Here is a 20638-nt window from a genome sequence, read left to right as displayed (position 1 = left end):
CCGTCCGGTGAACCGGGTCGCAGGTAGCACACACATTTTCTAGACAGAGCCAGAACCATTGGTTAGCCCAAGGTCCGTGGCAAATCGGCAGCCCGGACAAAGCCGGTCATCGACGCCAACCCCGCAATCGTCCTGATGCCCGTCAGTATGATCGCGGAAACAGCCTGTCCCCCCAAGCGAGTGAATCGCTGAATCAGTGGTAGCAAGACGGCATAGGGCACGGCAACGAAACTCTGATATTGACTCGGCTCTTTCAGCGAAAGAATCTCTCGGTTTCGTGAGGACGCGGCATTCCGGCAACAGGAAAAAAGGCGCCGCACTTAGCGACGCCTTTGAATTTGGTTCAGCCTTTCTGACATGACCTAAGGTCATGCAGCAGGTTTAACCCAGTGCTTTGACGCGCGCTGACAGGCGCGACATTTTACGGGATGCAGTATTCTTGTGGAAGACACCCTTGGTGACGCCGCGCATCAGCTCGGGCTGCGCCGCGCGCAGGGCTGCGGTGGCTGCGTCCTTGTCACCGGATTCGATTGCTTCTTCGACTTTGCGCAGATAGGTGCGGATGCGCGAACGACGCGCTTTGTTTACAGCGAAACGCTTTTCGTTCTGACGCGCGCGCTTCTTTGCCTGGGGCGAGTTAGCCATGTGTTTCTTGACCTTTGTTCGGTACGGTTATCTTGGGTTGCGCGCCACGGATATATCCGCACCGGATCAGAAATCACGAGTGTGAATCGGGCCAGGCGGGCCGCACGCGCATGTATGACGGCGGTCTCTACCCAAGTTTTACAGGTTTGCCAAGCCGATTCTTACACAGCGCGCCCAACAAAAAAAGCAGGCCGAAGCCTGCCTTTCGCGGGGTCTTTGTTGCGACCTTACTTATCGCGGAACTGCGCAGCACGTTTTTCCAGAAACGCTGCCATGCCTTCTTTCTGATCTTCAGTGGCGAACATCGAATGGAACACGCGACGCTCGAACAACAGACCTTCGCTCAGCGGCAGTTCATAGCTGCGGTTCACCGCCTCTTTGGCCGCAGCGGTCGTCAGCAGCGATTTCTCAGCGATCTTCTGCGCTGCACCCATGGCTTCTTCCATCAGCCTTTTGGCTGGGACAACCCGGCTTACAAGACCCGAGCGTTCTGCCTCTTCCGCGTCCATGAAACGACCCGTCAGGTTCATGTCCATGGCCTTGGACTTGCCGACAAACCGCGTCAGGCGCTGTGTACCACCAATGCCAGCAATCACACCCAGATTGATCTCAGGCTGGCCGAACTTGGCTGTATCGGCTGCGATGACGAAATCGCACATCATGGCCAGTTCACACCCACCGCCCAGCGCATAACCTGCCACGGCTGCGATGATTGGCTTGCGAATGGCCGAAACGCGTTCGTTGACCGAGGCAAAAAGATCCGTGCTAAGCACATCAACAAAGCTCATCTCGGACATCTCCTTGATGTCCGCACCTGCAGCAAATGCTTTGTCCGAGCCGGTGATCACAATGCAGCGCACCTTGTCGTTCTGGTCCGCCTCTTCCAATGCGTCGCAGAGTTCGCTCACCAATTGGGTGTTCAGCGCATTCATCGCGTCTGGTCTATCCAGCTTGATCAGCCCGACGTGGTCTTCGATTTCGACGATGATCGTCTCAAAAGCCATAAGGTTTAGCTTCCGGTTGTTCCGTTCAAGTACGATTCCTTATCACGCGAAAAACTTGGATCAAGTTATCTTTGGCATTGCGCACAATAGAAGGATGAGCGACCGGACTGGGTGATTCTCTTGATCAATGCGCCGCACCCTTCCGTGCGGCAGGGTTCATCTTCACGCCCGTAAACATCAAAGCTATGCTGAAAATATCCAAGCTCTCCATCAGCTTGGCGGAAATCCCGCAACGACGACCCGCCAGCATCAATTGCATCCTGAAGCACCTCCCGGATGATCGGCACCAAAGCTGCAATTCGTGGCTTAGAAATCTGCCCAGCTTTGCGACGTGGCGAGACTCGACCCCGATAAAGCGCCTCGCAGACATAAATATTGCCAAGCCCGGCAACGATTCCCTGATCCAGAAGCGCCGATTTCACCGGCGTGTTCTTCCCCTTGAACGCATCAATCAAGTGCTGTTCGTGAAAATCATTGCCCAAGGGCTCCGGCCCCAGAACCGTCAAAAGCTTGTGTTCTTCGGCGGTCGCCGTCTGCAACAAATCCATCGCCCCGAACCGGCGCGGATCATTGAACGTGATGCGCGCACCATTGGCCATATGGAACACCACATGATCGTGTTTCTGCGCCGAGGGGTGCTCGTGCACGAACTGGCCCAACGGATCGCCTGACACGGTCATCCGACCCGACATGCCCAAATGCACCAGAAGGGTCTCACCACTGCTGAGATCGGCCATTATATACTTTGACCGCCGCCGCAACCGCTCAACCCTTTGCCCGGTCAAGCGTTCGGCCATGCGGTCCGGAAAAGGCCAGCGCAGGTCAGGGCGGTTCACATCCGCCCGCGCGATCACAACGCCTTCCATCGCCGGAGTAAGGCCGCGCCTTACAGTCTCGACCTCGGGCAACTCGGGCATTACATGGCTCCTATACCAAAGGGCCGCATTGTGCCCGCTTCTCATGGCCCTATAACAGAAGCGAAATTCGACAAACGGCAAGGCAAATGTCTGACATCAACGACAACACCACTCATTTCGGGTTCGAAACTGTGCGCGAGACAGACAAGGCAGAGCGCGTGCAAGGCGTATTCAGTTCCGTCGCCTCGAAATACGATGTGATGAATGATGTCATGTCGATGGGCATTCACCGGATCTGGAAAGATGCGATGATGGATTGGCTCGCGCCCCGTCCCGGTCAGCGCTTGCTGGATGTGGCGGGCGGCACCGGCGATATTTCCTTCCGCTTCCTTAAACGCGCAGGGCACGGCCACGCCACCGTGCTGGACCTGACCGAATCGATGCTGATCGAAGGCCGCCAACGGGCTGAGGCGGATCAGATGTCTGAAAGTCTGGACTGGGTGGTGGGCGATGCGATGTCGCTTCCGTTCGAAGACAACACTTTCGATGTTTACACTATCTCCTTCGGCATCCGAAACGTCACCCGCCCGCAAGAGGCCTTGAACGAAGCCTACCGCGTGTTGAAACCCGGTGGCCGCCTGATGGTGCTGGAATTCAGCCAGTTGCCCAACGATGGCCTGCAGAAGCTATATGACCTCTACAGCTTCAACGTGATCCCCCGCATGGGCAAGCTGATCGCCAATGACTACGACAGCTATCAGTACCTCGTGGAATCGATCCGCAACTTCCCCGATCAGGAGACATTCCTGGGCATGGTCCGCAGTGCTGGGTTCGAAAACGCCAAATATCGCAACCTGAGCATGGGGATCGCCGCCTTGCATTCCGGTTGGAAAATCTAAATGCGCGGCCCGCACAATATCATTCGCCTGATCCGAACAGGCGCCACACTGGAACGCACCGGTGCCATGAACGTGGTGCTGGATGCGTTTGAAGCCCCCAGATCGTTGCGCTTCGTGGCCCACGCGCTGGGCAAGCCATTTCAATGGCTTGGCTACAAGGGCGATCCCGATATGCCCCCCGCGACGCGCGCCCTCACTGCTCTCGGTCCGGCCTATATCAAGTTCGGGCAGGTGCTCTCTACCCGACCCGACGTGGTCGGCGATGAACTGGCCGAACAATTGCGCGTCTTGCAGGACAAGCTCCCCCCCTTCTCCAAATCTGAGGCCATAGCTGAGGTAGAAAAGGAACTCGGGCAACCCGTCAGTGACATCTTCAGCGAATTCAGCGACCCCATTGCCGCTGCATCCATTGCGCAGGTTCACAAGGCCAAGCTGGTCACCTCAGGTGAAGATGTGGCGGTCAAAGTCCTGCGCCCCGGCATCGAACGCGCCTTCCGCAAGGATGTGGATGCGTTCTATTTCGCTGCCCGTATCGTTCAACTCTTTGCCCCGGGCGCACGTCGTCTGCGCCCGATGGAGGTGATCGAACATTTCGACGGCGTCGTGCGCGGTGAGCTAGACCTGCGCCTCGAAAGCGCCGCCGCTTCAGAATACGCCGCCAACACAAAAGATGATGCCGGGTTCTGGCTACCGCCGGTGGTGTGGTCCCTATCCGCCCGCCGTGTGATGACGCTCAGCTGGGCGGATGGCATACCACTTGGCGACAATAACGCGCTGGACGCCGCAGGCCACAACCGCCGTGATCTGGCGGAACGGGTGCTGCGACTGTTCTTATTGCACGCGCTGCGCGACGGCTACTTCCACGCCGATATGCATCAAGGCAACCTGAAGGTCGCTGCCAACAGCGATATCATCGCCTATGACTACGGTATCATGGGCCATATCGACGAATACACCCGCCGGGTTTATGCCGAGATCCTGTTTGGCTTCATCCGCCGCGATTACAAGCGGGTCGCCGAGGTTCATTTTGAAGCCGGATATGTCCCCGCCGACCGGGATGTCGACGAATTCGCCCGCGCCTTGCGCGCAGTCGGCGAACCAATTTTCGGCATGGACGCTACGCATATTTCGATGGGTCGGCTGCTAAGCTACTTATTTGAAGTCACCGAACGCTTCGGCATGGAAACCCGGACCGAGCTGATCCTGCTGCAGCGCACTATGGTTGTCGTCGAAGGCGTCGCCCGTTCACTCGATCCACATATGAATATCTGGGAAGTCGCCCGCCCCGTGGTCGAGGACTATATCAAACGCTCAATCGGCCCACGCGCCGCGCTGCGGGATTTTGGGAAAACCGCTCTGGTTCTGGCCAGATTCGGCCCACGCCTGCCTGCACTGGTGGAAAACGCACTCATCGCACAAACCCAAAAAGAAGAGCCCAAAGATTCAGGCCTTCTGCGCGGCATCCTCACTACCCTGTTCGGCGCCGTCCTCGGGGCCGTCAGTGTTCTTCTGATCATGGCGCTTGGCTAGGTTCAGCCCACTTGCTTCATCTGGCCAAAAATATCCTCGGGGGGGAATCGCGCCATGGCGCGATGGGGGGGCAGACAGCCCCCCAACCCGATCTCAGATCAAAGCCGCTCAATGGCAAGGGCGATGCCCTGGCCGCCCCCGATGCACATGGTAATCAATCCTTTCGACCCCCCCGTGCGCTCCAGCTCGTACAGCGTCTTCAAAGTGATAATTGCACCCGTCGCACCTACCGGATGCCCCAGCGCGATCGCGCCACCGTTTGGGTTCACCTTCGCAGCGTCGAGCCCAAGTTCCTGATTGACCGCCAAAGCCTGCGAAGCGAAGGCCTCGTTGCTTTCGATCACATCAAAGTCTTCCGCTGACAATCCGGTCTTCTTCAACAGGTTCTGAACCGCTGGAACCGGGCCAATCCCCATGACCTCGGGCCGGACGCCCGCATGAGCATATCCCAACACCCGAGCCTTGGGCTTCAACCCGGCCTTCTCCGCCGCATCTGCCGTGGCCAGAACCATCGCCGCCGCGCCGTCATTGATGCCCGAGGCATTGCCTGCCGTCACGCGCCCCTCTTTCTTGAATACCGGGCGCAGACCAGCCAGCGCTTCGGCGGTGGTAGCTTTGGGGTGTTCGTCCACCACAAAGTCAACCATGTCCCGCTTAACCTTGACCTGAACCGGCGCGATCTGGCTTTCGAAATATCCCGCCTCAATCGCAGCCGCCGCTCGGGTCTGGCTGCTCAGGGCGAACGCATCCATCTGTTCACGGCTGATCTGATGCTCATCCGCAACGTTTTCAGCGGTAACTCCCATATGGCCGGTTCCGAATGGGCAGTTCAGCGCGCCCAGCATCATGTCCAGCGAAGAAACGTCACCCATCTTCGCTCCCCACCGCGCTTGAGGCACGATATAGGGGCTGCGCGACATGCTTTCGGCACCGCCTGCTACCGCAAAATCCGCATCTCCCAGCATCAGCGCCTGCACCGCTGACACAATGGCCTGCGCACCAGAACCACACAGACGGTTCACATTCATTGCAGGTGTCCCGTTCGGGATCCCGGCCTGCATTGCTGCAACCCGCGACAGGTACATATCGCGCGGCTCGGTATTGATTACATGACCAAAGACAACTGTCCCGATCTGGGCACCTTCAACACCCGAACGCTCAAGCGCTGCTTCGGTCGCCACCGTGGCCAGATCAATCGGCGCGGTCGAGGCCAATGCACCACCAAAGGTGCCAATTGCGGTGCGCGCACCGTCGAGAATTACGATATCGGTCATGGGACAATCCTCCTTAATTTGCACTTACTATGCACCCGCTGAATGACCCTGTCGCGCAAGACGTCCCGTCACGGTCAGAATTGACATCCGCTCGCACAACACGCATGGATTCCGTCATGACGGAAAACACTGACGATATCCTGACCCGCCTGCCCGCCCGCCTGAAAGAGGCGCGCCGCGCCAAAGGTCTGTCGCTTGAGGCCGTGGCCAATCTCAGCGGTGTCTCGCGGTCCATGGTCAGCCAGATTGAACGCGGCGAAAGCAGCCCCACCATCTCGACCCTGTGGAATCTGACCCGCGCCTTGCAGGTCGATTTCGCGGGCCTTCTGGACGATGCCAACAACACCGACCAGATCGAAGTTTTGCGTCAGGCCGAAGTGCCCAGCATCGACAATATGGGCGAGAAATGCCGCATCCGCATCCTCTCTCCTCCGGAGGAAGCCGGAGGGCATGAGGTCTATGACATCCAGTTCGAAGCCGGTGGAACGCTGAACAGCCAGCCGCATGCGCGGGGAGCACGGGAACAGCTGACCGTGCTTGAAGGTGCTGTCCGTATCACCTCTGGCGCCGCGGTTTCCGAACTGCGCCAAGGCGATACCGCGCGGTATGCCGCCGATATTGCGCATTGCATTTCTGCGATTGATGCAGCGCGCGTCTTCTTGATCGTCAAGAACGCCTAACCTGCAAAATCCGTCTTCACGGATATTTTTCCCGAATATTGTATTTCCCCTATTTGGGAAACGTATCCGTTATGCTAGATATGCGACTCAGTTGATCGGAGGTCGCCATGGCAGATGCATTCTTGTCCCACATCGCGGACACACTCGCGCAGATCGAATCCGAGGGCTTGTATAAACGTGAACGCATGATCACCTCGCCTCAGGGCGGTGAGATCACGGTGGGCGACCGTCAAGTCATCAACCTGTGCGCCAATAACTACCTTGGTCTGGCGGATCATCCCGCACTGATCAAAGCAGCAACCAATGCGATGGAGCCCAAAGGCTTTGGCATGGCCTCGGTTCGGTTCATCTGCGGCACCCAGGACATTCACCGGGAGTTGGAACAGAAGCTGGCCGGGTTCCTGAACAAGGACGACGCGATCCTGTTCGCTGCCTGTTTTGACGCAAACGGAGGGCTGTTCGAACCACTGCTGGGCCCCGAGGATGCTATCATCTCCGACAGTCTTAACCACGCCTCGATCATCGACGGGGTGCGGTTGTGCAAGGCCAAGCGCTATCGCTACATAAACAATGACATGAACGATCTGGAGGCCTGGTTGAAACAGGCCCGTGACGACGGCGCGCGGCATATCATGATCGCCACCGATGGCGTTTTCTCGATGGATGGGTATCTGGCCAACCTACTAAAAATCCGCGAACTGGCCGACAAATACGATGCGATTGTCATGGTCGATGACTGCCACGCCACCGGTTTCATGGGGCCTAACGGGGCTGGTACGCCAGATTACTTCGGCGTCGATGTGGATATTCTGACGGGAACTTTGGGTAAGGCACTTGGGGGGGCAATCGGCGGCTATATCGCTGGGCCGCAACCAGTGATCGACCTGCTGCGGCAGCGGGCGCGGCCCTATCTGTTCTCAAACTCGCTGCCGCCCTCCATCGTCGCCGCCGGGCTAGAGGCGATCCGGCTGGTCGAAGAAGGTGACATGCTGCGCGCCCAGCTGTTCGGCAACGCCAAGTACTGGCGCGCCGGGCTAGAGAATCTGGGGTTTGATCTGCTGCCCGGGGAACATCCGATCATCCCCGTCATGCTGGGTGAGGCTCAGCTGGCACAGGACATGGCAGCAAAGCTGTTTGATGAAGGCGTCTATGTCTCGGGCTTCTTCTTCCCGGTTGTCCCACGCGGGCAAGCGCGGATCAGAACGCAGATGAATGCGGCTCTAACAAAGGATGAATTGGATCGCGCGCTCGCGGCCTTTGGCAAGGTCGGCAAGGAACTGGGGGTGATCTGATGCGACCCAACACGATGAAAGCACTGGAAAAATCCAAACCCGAGGAAGGTCTTTGGATGGTTCAGGCCCCAGTGCCCGAGATTGGACCGGACGAGGTACTGATCCGCATCAACAAAACCGGCATCTGCGGCACAGATATTCACATCTGGAATTGGGACGACTGGGCCGCCGCGACCGTACCGGTTCCCATGATCACTGGCCACGAATTCGCCGGTGAGATCGTCGAGATCGGGCGCAACGTAACCGGACTGGAGATCGGCCAACGTTGCTCGGGTGAGGGTCATCTGATCGGAACTGACAGTCGCCAGAGTCGCGCGGGCAAGTTTCACCTAGACCCTGGAACGCGCGGGATTGGCGTAAACGAACAGGGTGCCTTTGCGCAGTATCTGAAATTGCCCGCCTTCAACGTTGTACCCTTGCCAGAGGACGTACCGGACGAAATCGGCGCGATCCTCGATCCGCTGGGCAACGCCGTTCACACCGCACTTAGCTTCGATCTGCTGGGTGAAGATGTCCTTATCACCGGCGCAGGTCCAATCGGTATCATGGCCGCCGCCGTCGCCCGCCACGCCGGTGCCCGGCATGTGGTGATCACTGATATCAACCCCGACCGCCTGACCCTGGCCCAACACGTGGTGCCGACCCTGCGTACTGTCGATGTCACCAAAGAAGACCTGCAGGATGTCATCACCGAACTGGGCATGCAGCAGGGCTTTGACGTCGGGCTTGAGATGTCGGGCTCGCAAATTGCACTGGACCAGATGGTCGAGGCCTTAGTGATGGGCGGAAAGATTGCCCTGCTGGGTATCCCCCCGGGCAAATCCCCGGTCGATTGGTCCCGGATCGTATTCAAAGCCATTACCATCAAGGGTGTCTATGGGCGCGAGATGTTTGAGACCTGGTACAAAATGATTGCCATGTTGCAGAACGGTTTGGATGTCAGCCGTGTGATCACCCATCGCTATGGCGTGGACGACTTTGACAAAGGCTTTGCAGCCATGAAATCGGGCCAATCCGGAAAGGTTGTTCTGGACTGGACTTGAACCACTGGAAAGTTGCAAACGCAGCCTCTACACACGTAGCAAACAGCACAGGTGCGGAAGGCAGCATGAGCGACAAAGCCAATGAAGACCGGTATCTTGAGCGCGGGATTGAGGACTCTCTGGTCACCGATTTCGCCGAAACCCATCGCAAAAGCTATGGCGACTTTCTGCAACTCAAGACCCTGCTGAACCTGCAACGTACGTTTCAGGACCCGGCCCAGCCCGATGAAATGCTGTTCATCATCATCCATCAGGTCAGCGAGTTGTGGCTGAAGCTGATGCATCACCAACTGGTCGAAGTACGACGCTTCTTGCAGCAGGATGAGTTCGGCCCAGCGATGAAGAACATTGATCGGATCAAAGCCATTCAACGGCAGTTGATCACAGCATGGGAAACCCTGCTGACCATGACACCTGCCGATTACATGACATTCCGTCAGGCCCTTGGCAGTTCGTCCGGCTTTCAAAGCTACGGGTATCGCCAGATCGAATTCATTCTGGGTAACAAGGATGCCTCGACCCTGAAGGTTCATGAACATGATCCCGAGGTCATGGAGCAGTTGAACGCGGCGCTGACGAAACCTTCGCTGTACGATGAGGTGTTGCATATGCTTGCGCGCCAGGGCTTCGACGTTCCGCAAGACCTGTTGGACCGCGATTATGCACAACCCTATTCAGGAGACCCGCGCATCGTGAAAATCTGGGCGCAAGTGTACAGCGATACCGATCGGTATTGGCAGCTGTATGCGCTGGCAGAAAAGCTGATGGATGTGGAATCCCTCTTCCAGCGCTGGCGCTTCGATCATGTCACAGCAGTCGAGCGCGTGATCGGCAATCAACCCGGCACAGGCGGGTCCAGCGGCGTCTCTTTCTTGCGCAAGGCCTTGGATTTGAGGTTCTTCCATGATCTCTACGATGTACGCACCGAGTTGATGTACACAGATCAGGAGTAGGTGATGCTGTATCGCGGGTTTTCACAGTCCGAGCTGGAGCAGGAATATTCCCCCAGCTCCATGGTCGGAGGCGACCTCACGCCCTATCTGAACAGCTATGCCGCCCTGAGTGCACAACACCGTGCCCAAATGACGGTGCAAGAGAACCTCGCCTATGGCGGAAGCCCAACTCAGGTTCTGGATTTCTTTCCGGCGAAAGGCGCTGGCGCGCCGCTGCATGTGTTCATTCATGGCGGATACTGGCAAGCGCTCAGCCAGCGCGAGTCGGCAATGATGGCTCCCGCCTTGATCGAAGCGGAGCAGTCTTTTGCAACGCTGAACTACACGCTCGCCCCCGACGCCCGGATCGGGGATATGGTCGAAGAATGCAGCAATGCGCTGTTGTGGCTGGCCTCGCAGGCCGAAACGCTTGGGTTTGATCCCTCGCGGATCACCTTGTCGGGGCACAGCGCAGGCGCGCATCTGGCCAGTATGGTCATGGCGCGTTCAGCCAACGATCTGGCTCGCGCCGGGCTGCGGGTGCGTGATGTGATCCTGATAAGCGGAGTCTACGATCTGGAACCGATCAGCCTGACCCCGGTGAACGACCCGCTGCAACTGACCCCGGTCGAGGTGAACGACCTGTCGCCCATCCGCCACCTCCCCCGCCCCGGCCCGCGCTACCACGTGACCGTGGCCGAAAGGGACACGCCCGAGTTCATCCGCCAAAGCCGGGAATACGCGGAACTGCTACGCAAAGCCGGGCATGCCGTCAGTTTCGACCTGAAAAAGGGGATGCAGCATTTCGACATCATCATGCATTCGGGGACGTTTTTGGCGGTGTCACGGTAGGCAGAGTATTGGACTTCGGTCAGATTTTTCTCCGCATCGTAGACCGATACAACCGTCACCAACCATACTTTTGGGCAGAGCTTCGAATGTCAGCTTGGATCCCACACATCCCAATTGCCGCGCGGCGGCCGAAAGACTGCTCGCGTTCATCAGACGCTTGCCATTCCGGCAGTCATTGCACCCAGGGCGACAAGGTGGACAAGCATGAGCGCCTTGTCATTCCATAGTGCGCCGACGGCGAACCATCCCACGACACCGACAAGAAACAGGTAAAGGTTCCAAGGTGTCCAGCCAAACCCCGTCGCAGTGTATCCCATGATCTGAATTGCGGATGCGCCCCACTTGACCGCGAAGACAAGGCGCTCGCGCGGTGATACAAGGGCCAAGGTATCAGATTGCACGGGTCAAACCTCCGTCGATACGCAGGTTTTGTCCCGTCATGTAGCTGCCATCTTCCGAGGCGAGCCACGAAATGAGAGAGGACACTTCCGAAGCGAAACCGTAGCGCCCCAAAGGAATACGCGCCTTGCGGTCTTCGGTTTCGGGCAAGCTGTCGATGAATCCCGGAAGGACATTGTTCATCCGGATATTCTCTAAAGCATATTTGTCCGAATAGAGCTTCGTGAATGCCGCAAGCCCGGCCCGGAAGACCCCCGACGTTGGAAAAAGAGGGTCAGGCTCGAATGCCGCAAAGGTTGAGATGTTGATGATTGCTCCGCCCCCATGCTCCTGCATCAAGGGAGTGACAAGCCGTGTTGGGCGGATGACGTTCATCAGATAAACTTCCATCCCTTCGTGCCAATCGTCGTCGCTGATTTCGAGGACCGGTCCTTTTGGCCCGTGGCCAGCAGAGTTCACCAAGACATCGATGCGGCCCCAGCGCTCCTTCGCACCCTCGACCAAAGCGGTAAGCGCGTCTTGATCAAGGTTAGAGCCGGTTACGCCAAAGCCACCAAGTTCGCCGCCAAGCGCTTCACCCTTGCCGGACGAAGACAGGACGCCGACCTTGAACCCATCATCAGCCAGTTTGCGCGCTGCATCCGCACCCATGCCGCTGCCGCCTGCCGTGATCAGTGCTACTTTTTCTACTGTCATATCGAGTTTCCTTTCTTGGTTGAGCCATACATGCTGGTTTCCATGACAAATTTCGATTCAGAATTGATGTTACATGACAGTAGAATTACTATTGCAGAATGATTGAACTCCCCCCGCTCAACAGTTTGCGTGCGTTTGACGCAGCAGGCCGCCGCCTCAGTTTCCGCTCAGCCGCCGATGAATTGGGTGTTACGCAGGGGGCCGTTGCGCAACAAGTGCGCCAGCTCGAAGCTCATCTGGGTGTGACACTGTTCGAACGGGTGCCAAAGGGCCTGAAGTTCACATCGGTCGGACGCAGCTTTCACAACAGGATAGCTAAGGTGTTCGCAGACCTTCGATCCGCAACTGCCGAACTGAAACCAGAGCCGAACAAAGTTCTCATCAGTGTCACACCGACCTTTGCTGCGAAATGGCTGATCCCCAATCTACCGGACTTCACCGCAGCACACCCGGATATTGATTTGCGGATCATGGCGACCGAAAGAGTTTCCAGCTTCTACAGCGACGGGATAGACCTTGCAGTGCGCCAAGGATCGCCGCCGTTTGGCGCATCACTGGACGTAACCCTTTTGTTCAAGCAATCGCTGATCGCGGTCGCTGCGCCAAAGTTTGCGAACGAAGGTGACATTCCTCTGGATCCAGAAACCCTAGCAGAAAAGCCGAAGATCCATGACACTCATGACCAATGGCCCAGCTATCTCTCGTATTTGGGTGTGCAGGACCAGTCTCCTCGTCACCTTCGTCTAAGCCAAACGTCCCTTGCGGTCGATGCTGCTATCGCCGGGCAAGGTATAGCCTTGGTAAGCCGGTTTCTGGTGGCTCATGACCTTGAGGCCGGACGTTTGGTCGAGGTCGGTAAAGCTTGGGACGCGGGCGGAAGTGATTTCTATGTCCTCATGCCGCGAACAGCCAAGAACAATGAGACGGTCGTCAATGTCATGATGTGGCTTACGGCGCGCTCCGTCAAAGATGCCTGACTAACTTGAAACATAAGCGGCCATTCAGATCATTCGGGCGAATGGAAGCAGAGTCTCGCACATCCGCCATTGGATCAAATCGACTTGGCGGCAGGACCAAGGTTGTATGGTGAGTGATACCAACCGGAAACAGAATATCTAATACAGTGCACCGAAAGTTCGCTGCGCAAAAAAAACAGCGGCCCGATTGGACCGCTGCTTTCAATCTCTATCCTGAACCAAATCAATCCAGCGTCCGCGTAACCTCTTCGCGCTCGAAGATTTCGATTACGTCGCCTGCGCGGATATCGTCGTAGTTTTCGAACGCCATGCCGCATTCCTGACCAGACTGTACTTCGGCCACTTCGTCCTTGAAGCGTTTCAGCGTCTTCAGCGTGCCTTCGTGGATTACCACGTTGTCGCGCAGCAGGCGCACGCCAGCCGAACGGCGGGCAACGCCTTCGGTAACCAGACAGCCGGCAACCTTGCCAACACCGGTGACCTTGAAGACTTCGCGGATTTCCGCATAGCCGATAAACTTTTCGCGGATCTCGGCGCTCAGCAAGCCAGATGCAGCCGCTTTCACGTCATCCACAAGGTCATAGATCACCGAGTAGTAGCGGATTTCCACGCCCTTCTGGTTCGCGGTGTTCCGCGCCGAGGCGTTTGCACGCACGTTAAAGCCCAGGATCGGCGCACCGGACGCTTCGGCCAGGCCGACATCCGTTTCGGTGATCGCACCAACGCCCGAATGCAGCACGCGCACGCGGACTTCGTCGTTGCCGATTTTCTCCATCGCCTGAACGATGGCTTCGGCAGAACCCTGCACGTCCGCTTTCATCAGAATTGGCAACTCTGTGACGTTTTCGTCTTCCTTGGCTTTCTGCATCAGCTGCTCAAGGGTGGTTGCGGCACCGGCAGCGGCGCGCTTGTCCTTTGCGGCCTGTTCACGGTAGGCAGCGATTTCGCGCGCCTGCGCTTCGGTCTCGGTAACGTTCAGAACGTCACCCGCTTCGGGCGTGCCGTTCAGACCCAGAACCTCGACCGGAACCGAGGGGCCAGCCTCTTTGACGCGTTCGCCCTTGTCGTTGATCAGCGCACGGACTTTACCGTATTGCTCACCCACGACGAAGATATCACCCTGACGCAGAGTGCCGTTCTGAACCAGAACGGTAGCGACGGGTCCACGGCCCACATCCAACTGCGCTTCGATCACGGCACCTTGGGCTGCGCGGTCGGGATTGGCTTTCAGCTCCAAAATCTCGGATTGCAGCGCGATGGCTTCCAGCAGTTCGTCCAGACCCTGACCGGTGATGGCCGAGACTTCGACATCCTGAACCTCACCCGACATCTTTTCGACGATCACTTCGTGCTGCAGCAGATCGGTGCGCACCTTGTCCGGATTCGCATCTGGCTTGTCGACCTTGTTGATCGCAACGATCATCGGGACACCCGCCGCTTTTGCGTGGTTGATCGCCTCGATCGTCTGCGGCATCACCGCGTCATCCGCAGCAACAACCAAAACCACGATATCCGTGACCTGAGCGCCGCGGGACCTCATCGAAGTAAAGGCCGCGTGGCCCGGCGTATCCAGGAATGACAGTGTGGTGCCACCTTCGGTTTTCACCTGATAGGCGCCGATATGCTGGGTGATGCCACCGGCTTCGCCCGCCACAACGCGCGCGTCGCGGATTGCATCCAGTAGAGAGGTTTTACCGTGGTCGACGTGACCCATGATGGTGATGACTGGCGGACGTGGCTGCAGATCGTCTTCGCTGTCTTCGGCCTCTTTGATGACGTCTTCGACATCCGAATCAGAGACGCGAGTCACCTTGTGGCCAAACTCTTCGATGATCAGTTCTGCAGTATCAGCGTCGATGGTCTGGTTCTGCGTGACCATCATGCCCATCTGCATCAGTGACTTAACCACATCGGCCACGCGCTCAGCCATGCGGTTGGCCAATTCCGAAACCATGATGGCCTCAGGTAGCTGAACGTCACGAATGACCTTTTCCCGCTCGACCGTACCGCCCATTGCTTTCTGACGCGCGCGCTCTTGCTTGCGCTTCATGGCTGCCATCGAACGCTGGCGGTTGCCTTCGCCACCGGTCGCTTGACCAAGAGTCAGCTTGCCCGAACGGCGGTTGTCATCACGCCCCTTGCCGCGGTTGCCGCGCTGCTCACGCTCGCGATCCTGCTTGCGTGGCGTCGCCGCTGGCGCAGGTTTGCTGGCCGAGCTACGTGCGGCTTTTGACGCTTCAGGAGCCGGAGCCGCAGCTGCGCGCTTGGCGGCTTCTTCAGCCTCTTTGCGCTGACGTTCTTCCTCTTCGGCCTTGGCGCGAGCGCGTTCTTCAGCTTCGCGCTGCTCGCGTTCCTTGGCCTCTTGCTCGGCACGGCGACGGGCACGTTCCTCTTCACGTGCTTTTTCCTGCGCTTCGCGCTGTGCCGCTTCTTCGGTTTCGCGGGCCTTGGCAGCCTGCAATGCCTTCATACGGCGCGCCATTTCCGCATCGGAAATTCCAGCAGGACGACGCGACGGATCACCCGAGGGCGTTGCTCCACCGCTCGGCTTGCTGGCACCCGGCTTGGGGACCACCACGCGTTTGCGCTTGGTTTCCACCACGACATTCTTGGTACGTCCGTGGCTGAAACTCTGTTTCACATTTCCGGGGCGCGCCCCGCCACGAAGACCCAATGTCTTTTTGCCGTCATTATCGCTCATAAAGCTTCTTACCCTTCCGCGCGGCCCCTGCCGCCGTCATCCGTTTCGCGCAAGCCACGCAGGCGCTGCGCTTCCTCTACAACACGTTTGGCAAGACCGCCAGAGGCCAAGGCCGCATGAATCACCGTTTGGCGCCCAAATGCCTGTCCTAATTCATCTGCCGTCAACCAACCGATGTACTTTCCAAAGTGTGGCGTACTGAGTTTCGACTTGCCACGCCCCGATCCATCTGCGGCCTGAATCAGCACCTGTGCTTCTTCCCGGTCCAGCCAGGTCTTGACCTTTTCGTAGCCCGCAACCGCATCACCAGACTTGCGCGCTAGGCTCAACAGCTCTATCACCCGACGTACAACCTGCTTTTCCACCTCAGCGGTCAGATCGGCCGGCACAGTGACCTGTGCCTTGAACCCACGCGCAAACAATTTCTTGCCGACAGCCTTATCCAAGGCCGAACGATCCGCCGCCACATAGACCCCGCGCCCCGGCAATTTTGCCGCGACATCCGGATAGACCTGCCCATCCGGTCCGGCGACAAAGCGGATCAGCCCGTATTTGGGCTGTACCTCGCCCGTGGCGATGCACTTCCGCTCTGGCCCATCGGACCGGTCTTTATGGACGCCACCGCGACCCATGTGCGCCACCCGAGGCCCTGAGATCAGGCCTCGGCCTCCTCTTCTACAACGTCGCCGTCTTCTTCGGCTTGCTCCAGCTCAGCCGGGTCAACCCAGCCCAGCATAATGCGCGCCGTCATCACCAGATCCTGCGCCTCTTCCAGCGTGACGCCGAAGGGCTCCAGAACACCGTCATCCTTGATGCGTTCGCCATCGACCGTGGTCCAGCCACCGGCCAGTTCCCAGTCAGCGCAGGTTGCGAAGTCTTCCAGCGTCTTCACATCGTCCTTGGCCAGCGCCTCTACCATCTGGGGTGTCAGGCCTTCGAATTCAATAAGGCTGTCCTCAACGCCCAGCGCTCGGGCCGCATCCAGCGCCGCCTTGGCCTGAGCCTCCAGGAATTCCCGCGCACGGGTCTGCAATTCCTGCGCGGTGCCTTCGTCAACACCGTCGATGACCAGCAGTTCTTCGATCTCGACATATGCAACCTCTTCAAGGTTGGTAAACCCTTCCGACACCAGCAGCTGTGCGAAGAATTCGTCCAGATCCAGTGTTTCCATGAACAGCTGGGTGCGAGCTTCGAATTCCTTCTGACGACGCGCCGATTCTTCGGCCTCGGTCATGATGTCGATGTCCAGATTGGTCAGCTGGCTGGCCAGACGCACGTTCTGACCACGGCGACCGATAGCGAGGGACAGTTGTTCCTCGGGGACAACAACTTCGATCTTGCCGGCCTCTTCGTCCAGAACCACCTTAGAGACCTCGGCAGGCTGCAGAGCGTTCACCAGGAAAGTCGGCTGGTCTTCGTTCCACGGGATAATGTCGATCTTTTCGCCCTGCAGTTCGTTTACAACGGCCTGCACGCGGCTGCCGCGCATACCCACACAGGCACCGACGGGGTCGATGGAACCGTCATAGGAAATCACGGCAATCTTGGCGCGCGAGCCGGGGTCACGGGCCACAGCCTTAACCTCGATGATGCCGTCATAGATTTCCGGCACTTCCATTTTGAATAGCTCGGCCATGAATTCCGGCGCGGTGCGCGACAGGAAGATCTGGTGGCCGCGCACTTCGCGACGCACTTCCTTGATATACGCGCGCACACGGTCATTCGGGCGATAGCTTTCGCGTCCGATCTTGTCATTCCGGCGCAGAACAGCCTCGGCACCGCCCAGATCGACGATGACATTGCCGAATTCTTCGCGTTTGACTGCACCGTTGATGATGGTGCCTGCGCGATCCTTGAATTCTTCATACTGACGGTCACGCTCAGCTTCGCGGACCTTCTGCAAGATCACCTGCTTGGCGGACTGAGCAGCAATCCGACCCATCTCAACCGGCGGAACTTCTTCAACGAAGACATCACCGACCTCAGGGTTTTCCATATACTGCTTGGCCTGTTCGACGGTGAACTCGGCCTGATAGTTCTCAAGCTCTTCATCCTCGACCACGGTGCGCACGCGGGTAAAAGTGGCCTTGCCGGTCTTGCGGTCGATGGAGACACGAATGTCCATTTCCGCGCCGTAACGGCTCTTGGCGGCACGGGCGAGCGATTCCTCCATCGCTTCGACAACCAGACCGGGGTCGATCATCTTTTCGCGGGCCACGGCCTCGGCGGTCTGCAGCAGCTCCAGCTGGTTGGCTGAGGTGATTGCCATCAGTTCGTCTCCTCTTCGGACCCTTCGGTCTCAATCTCGTCGAAAGCGTTTTCGTTCAGGGCACCGGCGTCCTTGCGCTGGCGCAGCATTTCCTTGATCAGATCATCGGTCAGGACCAGCTTGGCATCGCTCAGCCAGTCGAATTGCAGACCGATGGTGATGGTTTCATCGCCCTCGGGGATGTTGATCAGAACCTCATCCCCTTCGATCCCGGCCAATTCGCCCTTGAACCGGCGGCGGCCGTCGATCAGTTCGGTGGTCTCGATCTTGGCCTCGTACCCCTCGAACGTCTCGAAATCCTTGAGACGGGTCAGAGGGCGGTCGATGCCCGGGCTGGACACTTCCAGCGTATAGGCGTCCAAAATCGGGTCCTCGACATCCAGTGTGGCGCTGACCGCATTGGAAATCTCGGCGCAATCATCTACCTCGATACCGCCATTGGGCTTGTCCGCCATGATCTGCATCGTAGTGGTCTTGCCGCTCATCAGGCGGATGCGTACCAGCTCATACCCCAGATCCTCGATCACCGGGGTGATGATCTCGGCCAGTCGCCTATCGATGGCTGCTTTGGCTATCAGGTCGTTTGTCATCAGGTTCTCTACCCTTCGAACGGGCACAAAAAAACGGGCGCGCGGCCCGTCGAATTTTCCGGTGGAGCCTTGAACCAGAAGTCCAACGCGCCGCTGTTGCAACTGCATATACGCAGGAGTTTCCGAGTCTGCAACCCCCGGCGAAAATCGTGATCGAATTTACACCAGCCACCACCGTTCGGCGATGCGCCCATCATCCAGCGAAGCTTTGCAGATCTGCCTGGGCATCCCGACATGCGACGCAATAGCCAACGACAAATCCTTGTCATTCGGGAAAAATCGCAGGCCGCGTTTGTCGCGCAGCTGATCGCCCGCTGGCAGGGCTGCTATATCAACATATCCATCGCGCAACGCCTCGGCCCGGACCTGCGCGTCAGGGATCACAATAACCTCGATCTTATCGGCCCACCCGGCGGTATTGCCCTTGTAGTGATCTGTCACTTTCCGCCCCAGAAAATTCCGATCATCCTCGGCTCTTTCAACCCGGTAGCAGCCAGTGCCATTAGCCAGTTTCAAGGGCGTCACACCCGAACCGTTCCGCGCGATCACAAACCTTGTGTCTGCCAACTGGAACGGCAACCCCGTATTTGGCGTAGCAAGCTCAACGCGCATTGCAGATGCAGACAAAGCCTCTGCCCGCCCAAACTCGGCCAACACCGGCAGAACATCCGCTATATTCAGGTCAGACCCATCGTGGAATTGAACCTCCTCGCGCAGGCTGAACGTCCAGACACAGGCATCCGCATCGGTTTTCCAAGCGGTCGCCAGCTCTGGCCGTAGCGTCCCGTCGGGCGCGATCTCGGTCAGAGTATCGAACACAGCACCACGGGCGACCTGTTCCAGGCTGTCATCGCGTGGTACCGCCAAACGCAAAGTCCCGCCAGCCTTGGGTGTATCCGCCAAAGACGCACCCGTAGCCGCGAGCAATGCAGCCGCAGCACCCGAAGCGAACAAAGCACGACGGTCCATCCGGGTCATGCCCAGCCCTCCGCCACACGGTCCATGATGCGCACAAGCTCGGCGCTGATGCCCGGCTCGGACAAGGCATGTCCGGCCTGTCGTACCATCTTCAACTCAGCATTCGGCCAGCGTTCCGACAGGTCCCACGCCGCTTGCGGCGGACAGATCATATCGTATCGCCCCTGAACGATATGGCCGGGGATGTGCGCGATCCGGTCCATCTGATCCAGAATCTGCCCGTCCTTTTCCAAAAAAGCGTTGTTGGTGAAATAGTGATTTTCAAGCCGTGCAAAAGCCCGCGCATATTCGCCGGGGCTTTCGCCAACCACACCGTTGGAATGGATCGAGGCCAAGGCATTTTCCCAGGCCGACCATGCCTTGGCATACAGGATTTCGGTTGCCCGATCGCCCGAGAACAGGCGCTTGTTATAGGCTTTGATCGTATCCGACAGCTCATCTTCGGCCAGCAGAGAGGTGAACTTGGCCCAAGGTTCGGGCCAGAACTTGCCTGCACCGCCGCCATAGAACCAGTCCAGCTCGGATTGGGTCGCAAGAAACACCCCACGCAACACCAGACGGCTCACCCGATCCGGATGGGCCTGCGCATAAACCAGGGCCAAAGTCGCGCCCCAGCTACCGCCGAACACTGTCCATTCCTCGATATCCAGCAGCGACCGCAGGCGTTCAATATCTTCGACCAGATGCCAGGTCGTATTGTTCTCGACCGACGCATGAGGCCGCGACTTCCCGCATCCGCGCTGATCAAACAGAATCACCCGGAACACGCACGGATCGAAATAGCGCCGCATCGCCGGGCTGCAGCCGCCACCCGGACCACCATGCAGAACCACCACGGGTAAGCCGTCGGGATTACCGCATTGTTCCATATAAATCTGGTGCCCATCGCCCACGCTGACCAACCGCTGATCGAACGGGTCGATCGGCGGGTACAAATATTGCACTGCGCGCTTTTGGTCCGGGTACTTGTCCATTATGGCCCTATATAGTCCTCAAGACGTAAAAGAGCATACGGAGACA

General features: G+C 58.1%; 20 protein-coding genes. 8 read left to right on the top strand and 12 right to left on the bottom strand.

The window, feature by feature from the left end:
* Positions 1–381 precede the first annotated feature (381 nt).
* From rpsT to mutM, 3 genes are all read right to left on the bottom strand, one after another.
* Positions 382–645, bottom strand: coding sequence for a 30S ribosomal protein S20 (rpsT, locus tag ACR0JE_RS14080; protein ID WP_170463044.1), 264 nt, complete (start codon positions 643–645; stop codon positions 382–384).
* A 227-nt stretch (positions 646–872) separates the two neighbouring features.
* Entirely contained in the window at positions 873–1649 is a 777-nt protein-coding gene (locus ACR0JE_RS14075) for an enoyl-CoA hydratase (RefSeq protein WP_480864597.1), read from the bottom strand.
* A gap of 65 nt (positions 1650–1714) precedes the next feature.
* The gene (gene mutM, locus ACR0JE_RS14070; protein ID WP_480864596.1) at positions 1715–2566 is read right to left on the bottom strand and encodes a bifunctional DNA-formamidopyrimidine glycosylase/DNA-(apurinic or apyrimidinic site) lyase; all 852 of its coding nucleotides are present in this window, start codon (positions 2564–2566) and stop codon (positions 1715–1717) included.
* A gap of 86 nt (positions 2567–2652) precedes the next feature.
* Here mutM and ubiE point away from each other — a divergent pair, with 86 nt between their 5' ends.
* Entirely contained in the window at positions 2653–3405 is a 753-nt protein-coding gene (ubiE, locus tag ACR0JE_RS14065; RefSeq protein WP_480545165.1) for a bifunctional demethylmenaquinone methyltransferase/2-methoxy-6-polyprenyl-1,4-benzoquinol methylase UbiE, read from the top strand.
* Positions 3406–4935 (top strand): 2-polyprenylphenol 6-hydroxylase, encoded by a 1530-nt coding sequence (ubiB, locus tag ACR0JE_RS14060; RefSeq protein WP_480545166.1) that lies wholly within the window; start codon positions 3406–3408, stop codon positions 4933–4935.
* Between the two features lie 98 nt (positions 4936–5033).
* Here ubiB and ACR0JE_RS14055 read toward each other — a convergent pair whose 3' ends face one another.
* Entirely contained in the window at positions 5034–6209 is a 1176-nt protein-coding gene (locus tag ACR0JE_RS14055) for an acetyl-CoA C-acyltransferase family protein (protein ID WP_480551519.1), read from the bottom strand.
* A gap of 116 nt (positions 6210–6325) precedes the next feature.
* On the opposite strand from ACR0JE_RS14055, the gene ACR0JE_RS14050 reads away from it, so the two are divergent.
* From ACR0JE_RS14050 to ACR0JE_RS14030, 5 genes are all read left to right on the top strand, one after another.
* Positions 6326–6889 carry an XRE family transcriptional regulator gene (locus tag ACR0JE_RS14050; RefSeq protein WP_170537106.1) on the top strand — a complete coding sequence of 188 codons (564 nt, stop codon included), beginning with the start codon at positions 6326–6328 and terminating at the stop codon, positions 6887–6889.
* A gap of 107 nt (positions 6890–6996) precedes the next feature.
* On the top strand, positions 6997–8181 hold the full coding sequence (locus ACR0JE_RS14045; protein ID WP_480864595.1) for a glycine C-acetyltransferase: 1185 nt from the start codon (positions 6997–6999) through the stop codon (positions 8179–8181).
* 14 nt (positions 8182–8195) lie between these two features.
* Positions 8196–9224 carry an L-threonine 3-dehydrogenase gene (gene tdh / locus ACR0JE_RS14040; protein WP_480864646.1) on the top strand — a complete coding sequence of 343 codons (1029 nt, stop codon included), beginning with the start codon at positions 8196–8198 and terminating at the stop codon, positions 9222–9224.
* 65 nt (positions 9225–9289) lie between these two features.
* A complete protein-coding gene (locus ACR0JE_RS14035) occupies positions 9290–10177 on the top strand; it encodes a tryptophan 2,3-dioxygenase (RefSeq protein WP_480864594.1) in 888 nt (295 codons plus the stop codon).
* 3 nt (positions 10178–10180) lie between these two features.
* Positions 10181–11008, top strand: coding sequence for an alpha/beta hydrolase (locus tag ACR0JE_RS14030; RefSeq protein ID WP_480864593.1), 828 nt, complete (start codon positions 10181–10183; stop codon positions 11006–11008).
* Positions 11009–11157: 149 nt separating this feature from the next.
* Here ACR0JE_RS14030 and ACR0JE_RS14025 read toward each other — a convergent pair whose 3' ends face one another.
* Both ACR0JE_RS14025 and ACR0JE_RS14020 read right to left on the bottom strand, forming a co-directional pair.
* Positions 11158–11409, bottom strand: coding sequence for a DUF6552 family protein (locus ACR0JE_RS14025; protein WP_480826221.1), 252 nt, complete (start codon positions 11407–11409; stop codon positions 11158–11160).
* Entirely contained in the window at positions 11399–12103 is a 705-nt protein-coding gene (locus tag ACR0JE_RS14020; RefSeq protein ID WP_480864592.1) for an SDR family oxidoreductase, read from the bottom strand. Before ACR0JE_RS14020 ends, ACR0JE_RS14025 begins: the two co-directional genes overlap by 11 nt.
* Before the next feature lie 98 nt (positions 12104–12201).
* Here ACR0JE_RS14020 and ACR0JE_RS14015 point away from each other — a divergent pair, with 98 nt between their 5' ends.
* Positions 12202–13080, top strand: a complete 879-nt coding sequence (locus ACR0JE_RS14015) for a LysR substrate-binding domain-containing protein (protein ID WP_480864591.1) — start codon at positions 12202–12204, stop codon at positions 13078–13080.
* A gap of 223 nt (positions 13081–13303) precedes the next feature.
* On the opposite strand, the gene infB is transcribed toward ACR0JE_RS14015, so the two are convergent.
* The 6 genes from infB to pip form a co-directional block, all read right to left on the bottom strand.
* A complete protein-coding gene (gene infB, locus ACR0JE_RS14010) occupies positions 13304–15781 on the bottom strand; it encodes a translation initiation factor IF-2 (protein ID WP_480545174.1) in 2478 nt (825 codons plus the stop codon).
* Positions 15782–15789: 8 nt separating this feature from the next.
* The gene (locus ACR0JE_RS14005; protein ID WP_480864590.1) at positions 15790–16413 is read right to left on the bottom strand and encodes an RNA-binding protein; all 624 of its coding nucleotides are present in this window, start codon (positions 16411–16413) and stop codon (positions 15790–15792) included.
* Positions 16414–16436: 23 nt separating this feature from the next.
* Positions 16437–18050: a transcription termination factor NusA gene (nusA, locus tag ACR0JE_RS14000; protein WP_170537121.1), complete on the bottom strand. Its 1614-nt coding sequence runs from the start codon at positions 18048–18050 to the stop codon at positions 16437–16439.
* Positions 18050–18640, bottom strand: a complete 591-nt coding sequence (gene rimP / locus ACR0JE_RS13995; protein WP_480828112.1) for a ribosome maturation factor RimP — start codon at positions 18638–18640, stop codon at positions 18050–18052. The genes nusA and rimP overlap by 1 nt, the downstream gene beginning before the upstream one ends.
* Before the next feature lie 159 nt (positions 18641–18799).
* Positions 18800–19618, bottom strand: a complete 819-nt coding sequence (locus tag ACR0JE_RS13990) for an ABC transporter substrate-binding protein (RefSeq protein WP_480864589.1) — start codon at positions 19616–19618, stop codon at positions 18800–18802.
* Positions 19615–20592: a prolyl aminopeptidase gene (gene pip, locus ACR0JE_RS13985; RefSeq protein ID WP_480864588.1), complete on the bottom strand. Its 978-nt coding sequence runs from the start codon at positions 20590–20592 to the stop codon at positions 19615–19617. The genes ACR0JE_RS13990 and pip overlap by 4 nt, the downstream gene beginning before the upstream one ends.
* Positions 20593–20638: the final 46 nt, after the last annotated feature.

Source organism: Ruegeria sp. H3, from assembly GCF_056533095.1.
This window is presented reverse-complemented; position numbering and strand designations above follow the sequence as displayed.

What these genes read in the sequence shown, in the direction of transcription:
- ACR0JE_RS14045 (WP_480864595.1), top strand. Translation starts at nt 6,997, where the DNA reads ATGGCAGATGCATTCTTGTCCCACATCGCGGACACACTCGCGCAGATC.
- ACR0JE_RS14035 (WP_480864594.1), top strand. Translation starts at nt 9,290, where the DNA reads ATGAGCGACAAAGCCAATGAAGACCGGTATCTTGAGCGCGGGATTGAG.
- ACR0JE_RS14055 (WP_480551519.1), bottom strand. Translation starts at nt 6,209, where the DNA reads ATGACCGATATCGTAATTCTCGACGGTGCGCGCACCGCAATTGGCACC.
- ACR0JE_RS14020 (WP_480864592.1), bottom strand. Translation starts at nt 12,103, where the DNA reads ATGACAGTAGAAAAAGTAGCACTGATCACGGCAGGCGGCAGCGGCATG.
- ubiB (WP_480545166.1), top strand. Translation starts at nt 3,406, where the DNA reads ATGCGCGGCCCGCACAATATCATTCGCCTGATCCGAACAGGCGCCACA.
- infB (WP_480545174.1), bottom strand. Translation starts at nt 15,781, where the DNA reads ATGAGCGATAATGACGGCAAAAAGACATTGGGTCTTCGTGGCGGGGCG.
- nusA (WP_170537121.1), bottom strand. Translation starts at nt 18,050, where the DNA reads ATGGCAATCACCTCAGCCAACCAGCTGGAGCTGCTGCAGACCGCCGAG.
- tdh (WP_480864646.1), top strand. Translation starts at nt 8,196, where the DNA reads ATGAAAGCACTGGAAAAATCCAAACCCGAGGAAGGTCTTTGGATGGTT.
- ACR0JE_RS14050 (WP_170537106.1), top strand. Translation starts at nt 6,326, where the DNA reads ATGACGGAAAACACTGACGATATCCTGACCCGCCTGCCCGCCCGCCTG.
- ACR0JE_RS14005 (WP_480864590.1), bottom strand. Translation starts at nt 16,413, where the DNA reads ATGGGTCGCGGTGGCGTCCATAAAGACCGGTCCGATGGGCCAGAGCGG.
- rimP (WP_480828112.1), bottom strand. Translation starts at nt 18,640, where the DNA reads ATGACAAACGACCTGATAGCCAAAGCAGCCATCGATAGGCGACTGGCC.
- mutM (WP_480864596.1), bottom strand. Translation starts at nt 2,566, where the DNA reads ATGCCCGAGTTGCCCGAGGTCGAGACTGTAAGGCGCGGCCTTACTCCG.
- ACR0JE_RS13990 (WP_480864589.1), bottom strand. Translation starts at nt 19,618, where the DNA reads ATGACCCGGATGGACCGTCGTGCTTTGTTCGCTTCGGGTGCTGCGGCT.
- ACR0JE_RS14030 (WP_480864593.1), top strand. Translation starts at nt 10,181, where the DNA reads ATGCTGTATCGCGGGTTTTCACAGTCCGAGCTGGAGCAGGAATATTCC.
- ACR0JE_RS14015 (WP_480864591.1), top strand. Translation starts at nt 12,202, where the DNA reads ATGATTGAACTCCCCCCGCTCAACAGTTTGCGTGCGTTTGACGCAGCA.
- pip (WP_480864588.1), bottom strand. Translation starts at nt 20,592, where the DNA reads ATGGACAAGTACCCGGACCAAAAGCGCGCAGTGCAATATTTGTACCCG.
- ubiE (WP_480545165.1), top strand. Translation starts at nt 2,653, where the DNA reads ATGTCTGACATCAACGACAACACCACTCATTTCGGGTTCGAAACTGTG.
- rpsT (WP_170463044.1), bottom strand. Translation starts at nt 645, where the DNA reads ATGGCTAACTCGCCCCAGGCAAAGAAGCGCGCGCGTCAGAACGAAAAG.
- ACR0JE_RS14075 (WP_480864597.1), bottom strand. Translation starts at nt 1,649, where the DNA reads ATGGCTTTTGAGACGATCATCGTCGAAATCGAAGACCACGTCGGGCTG.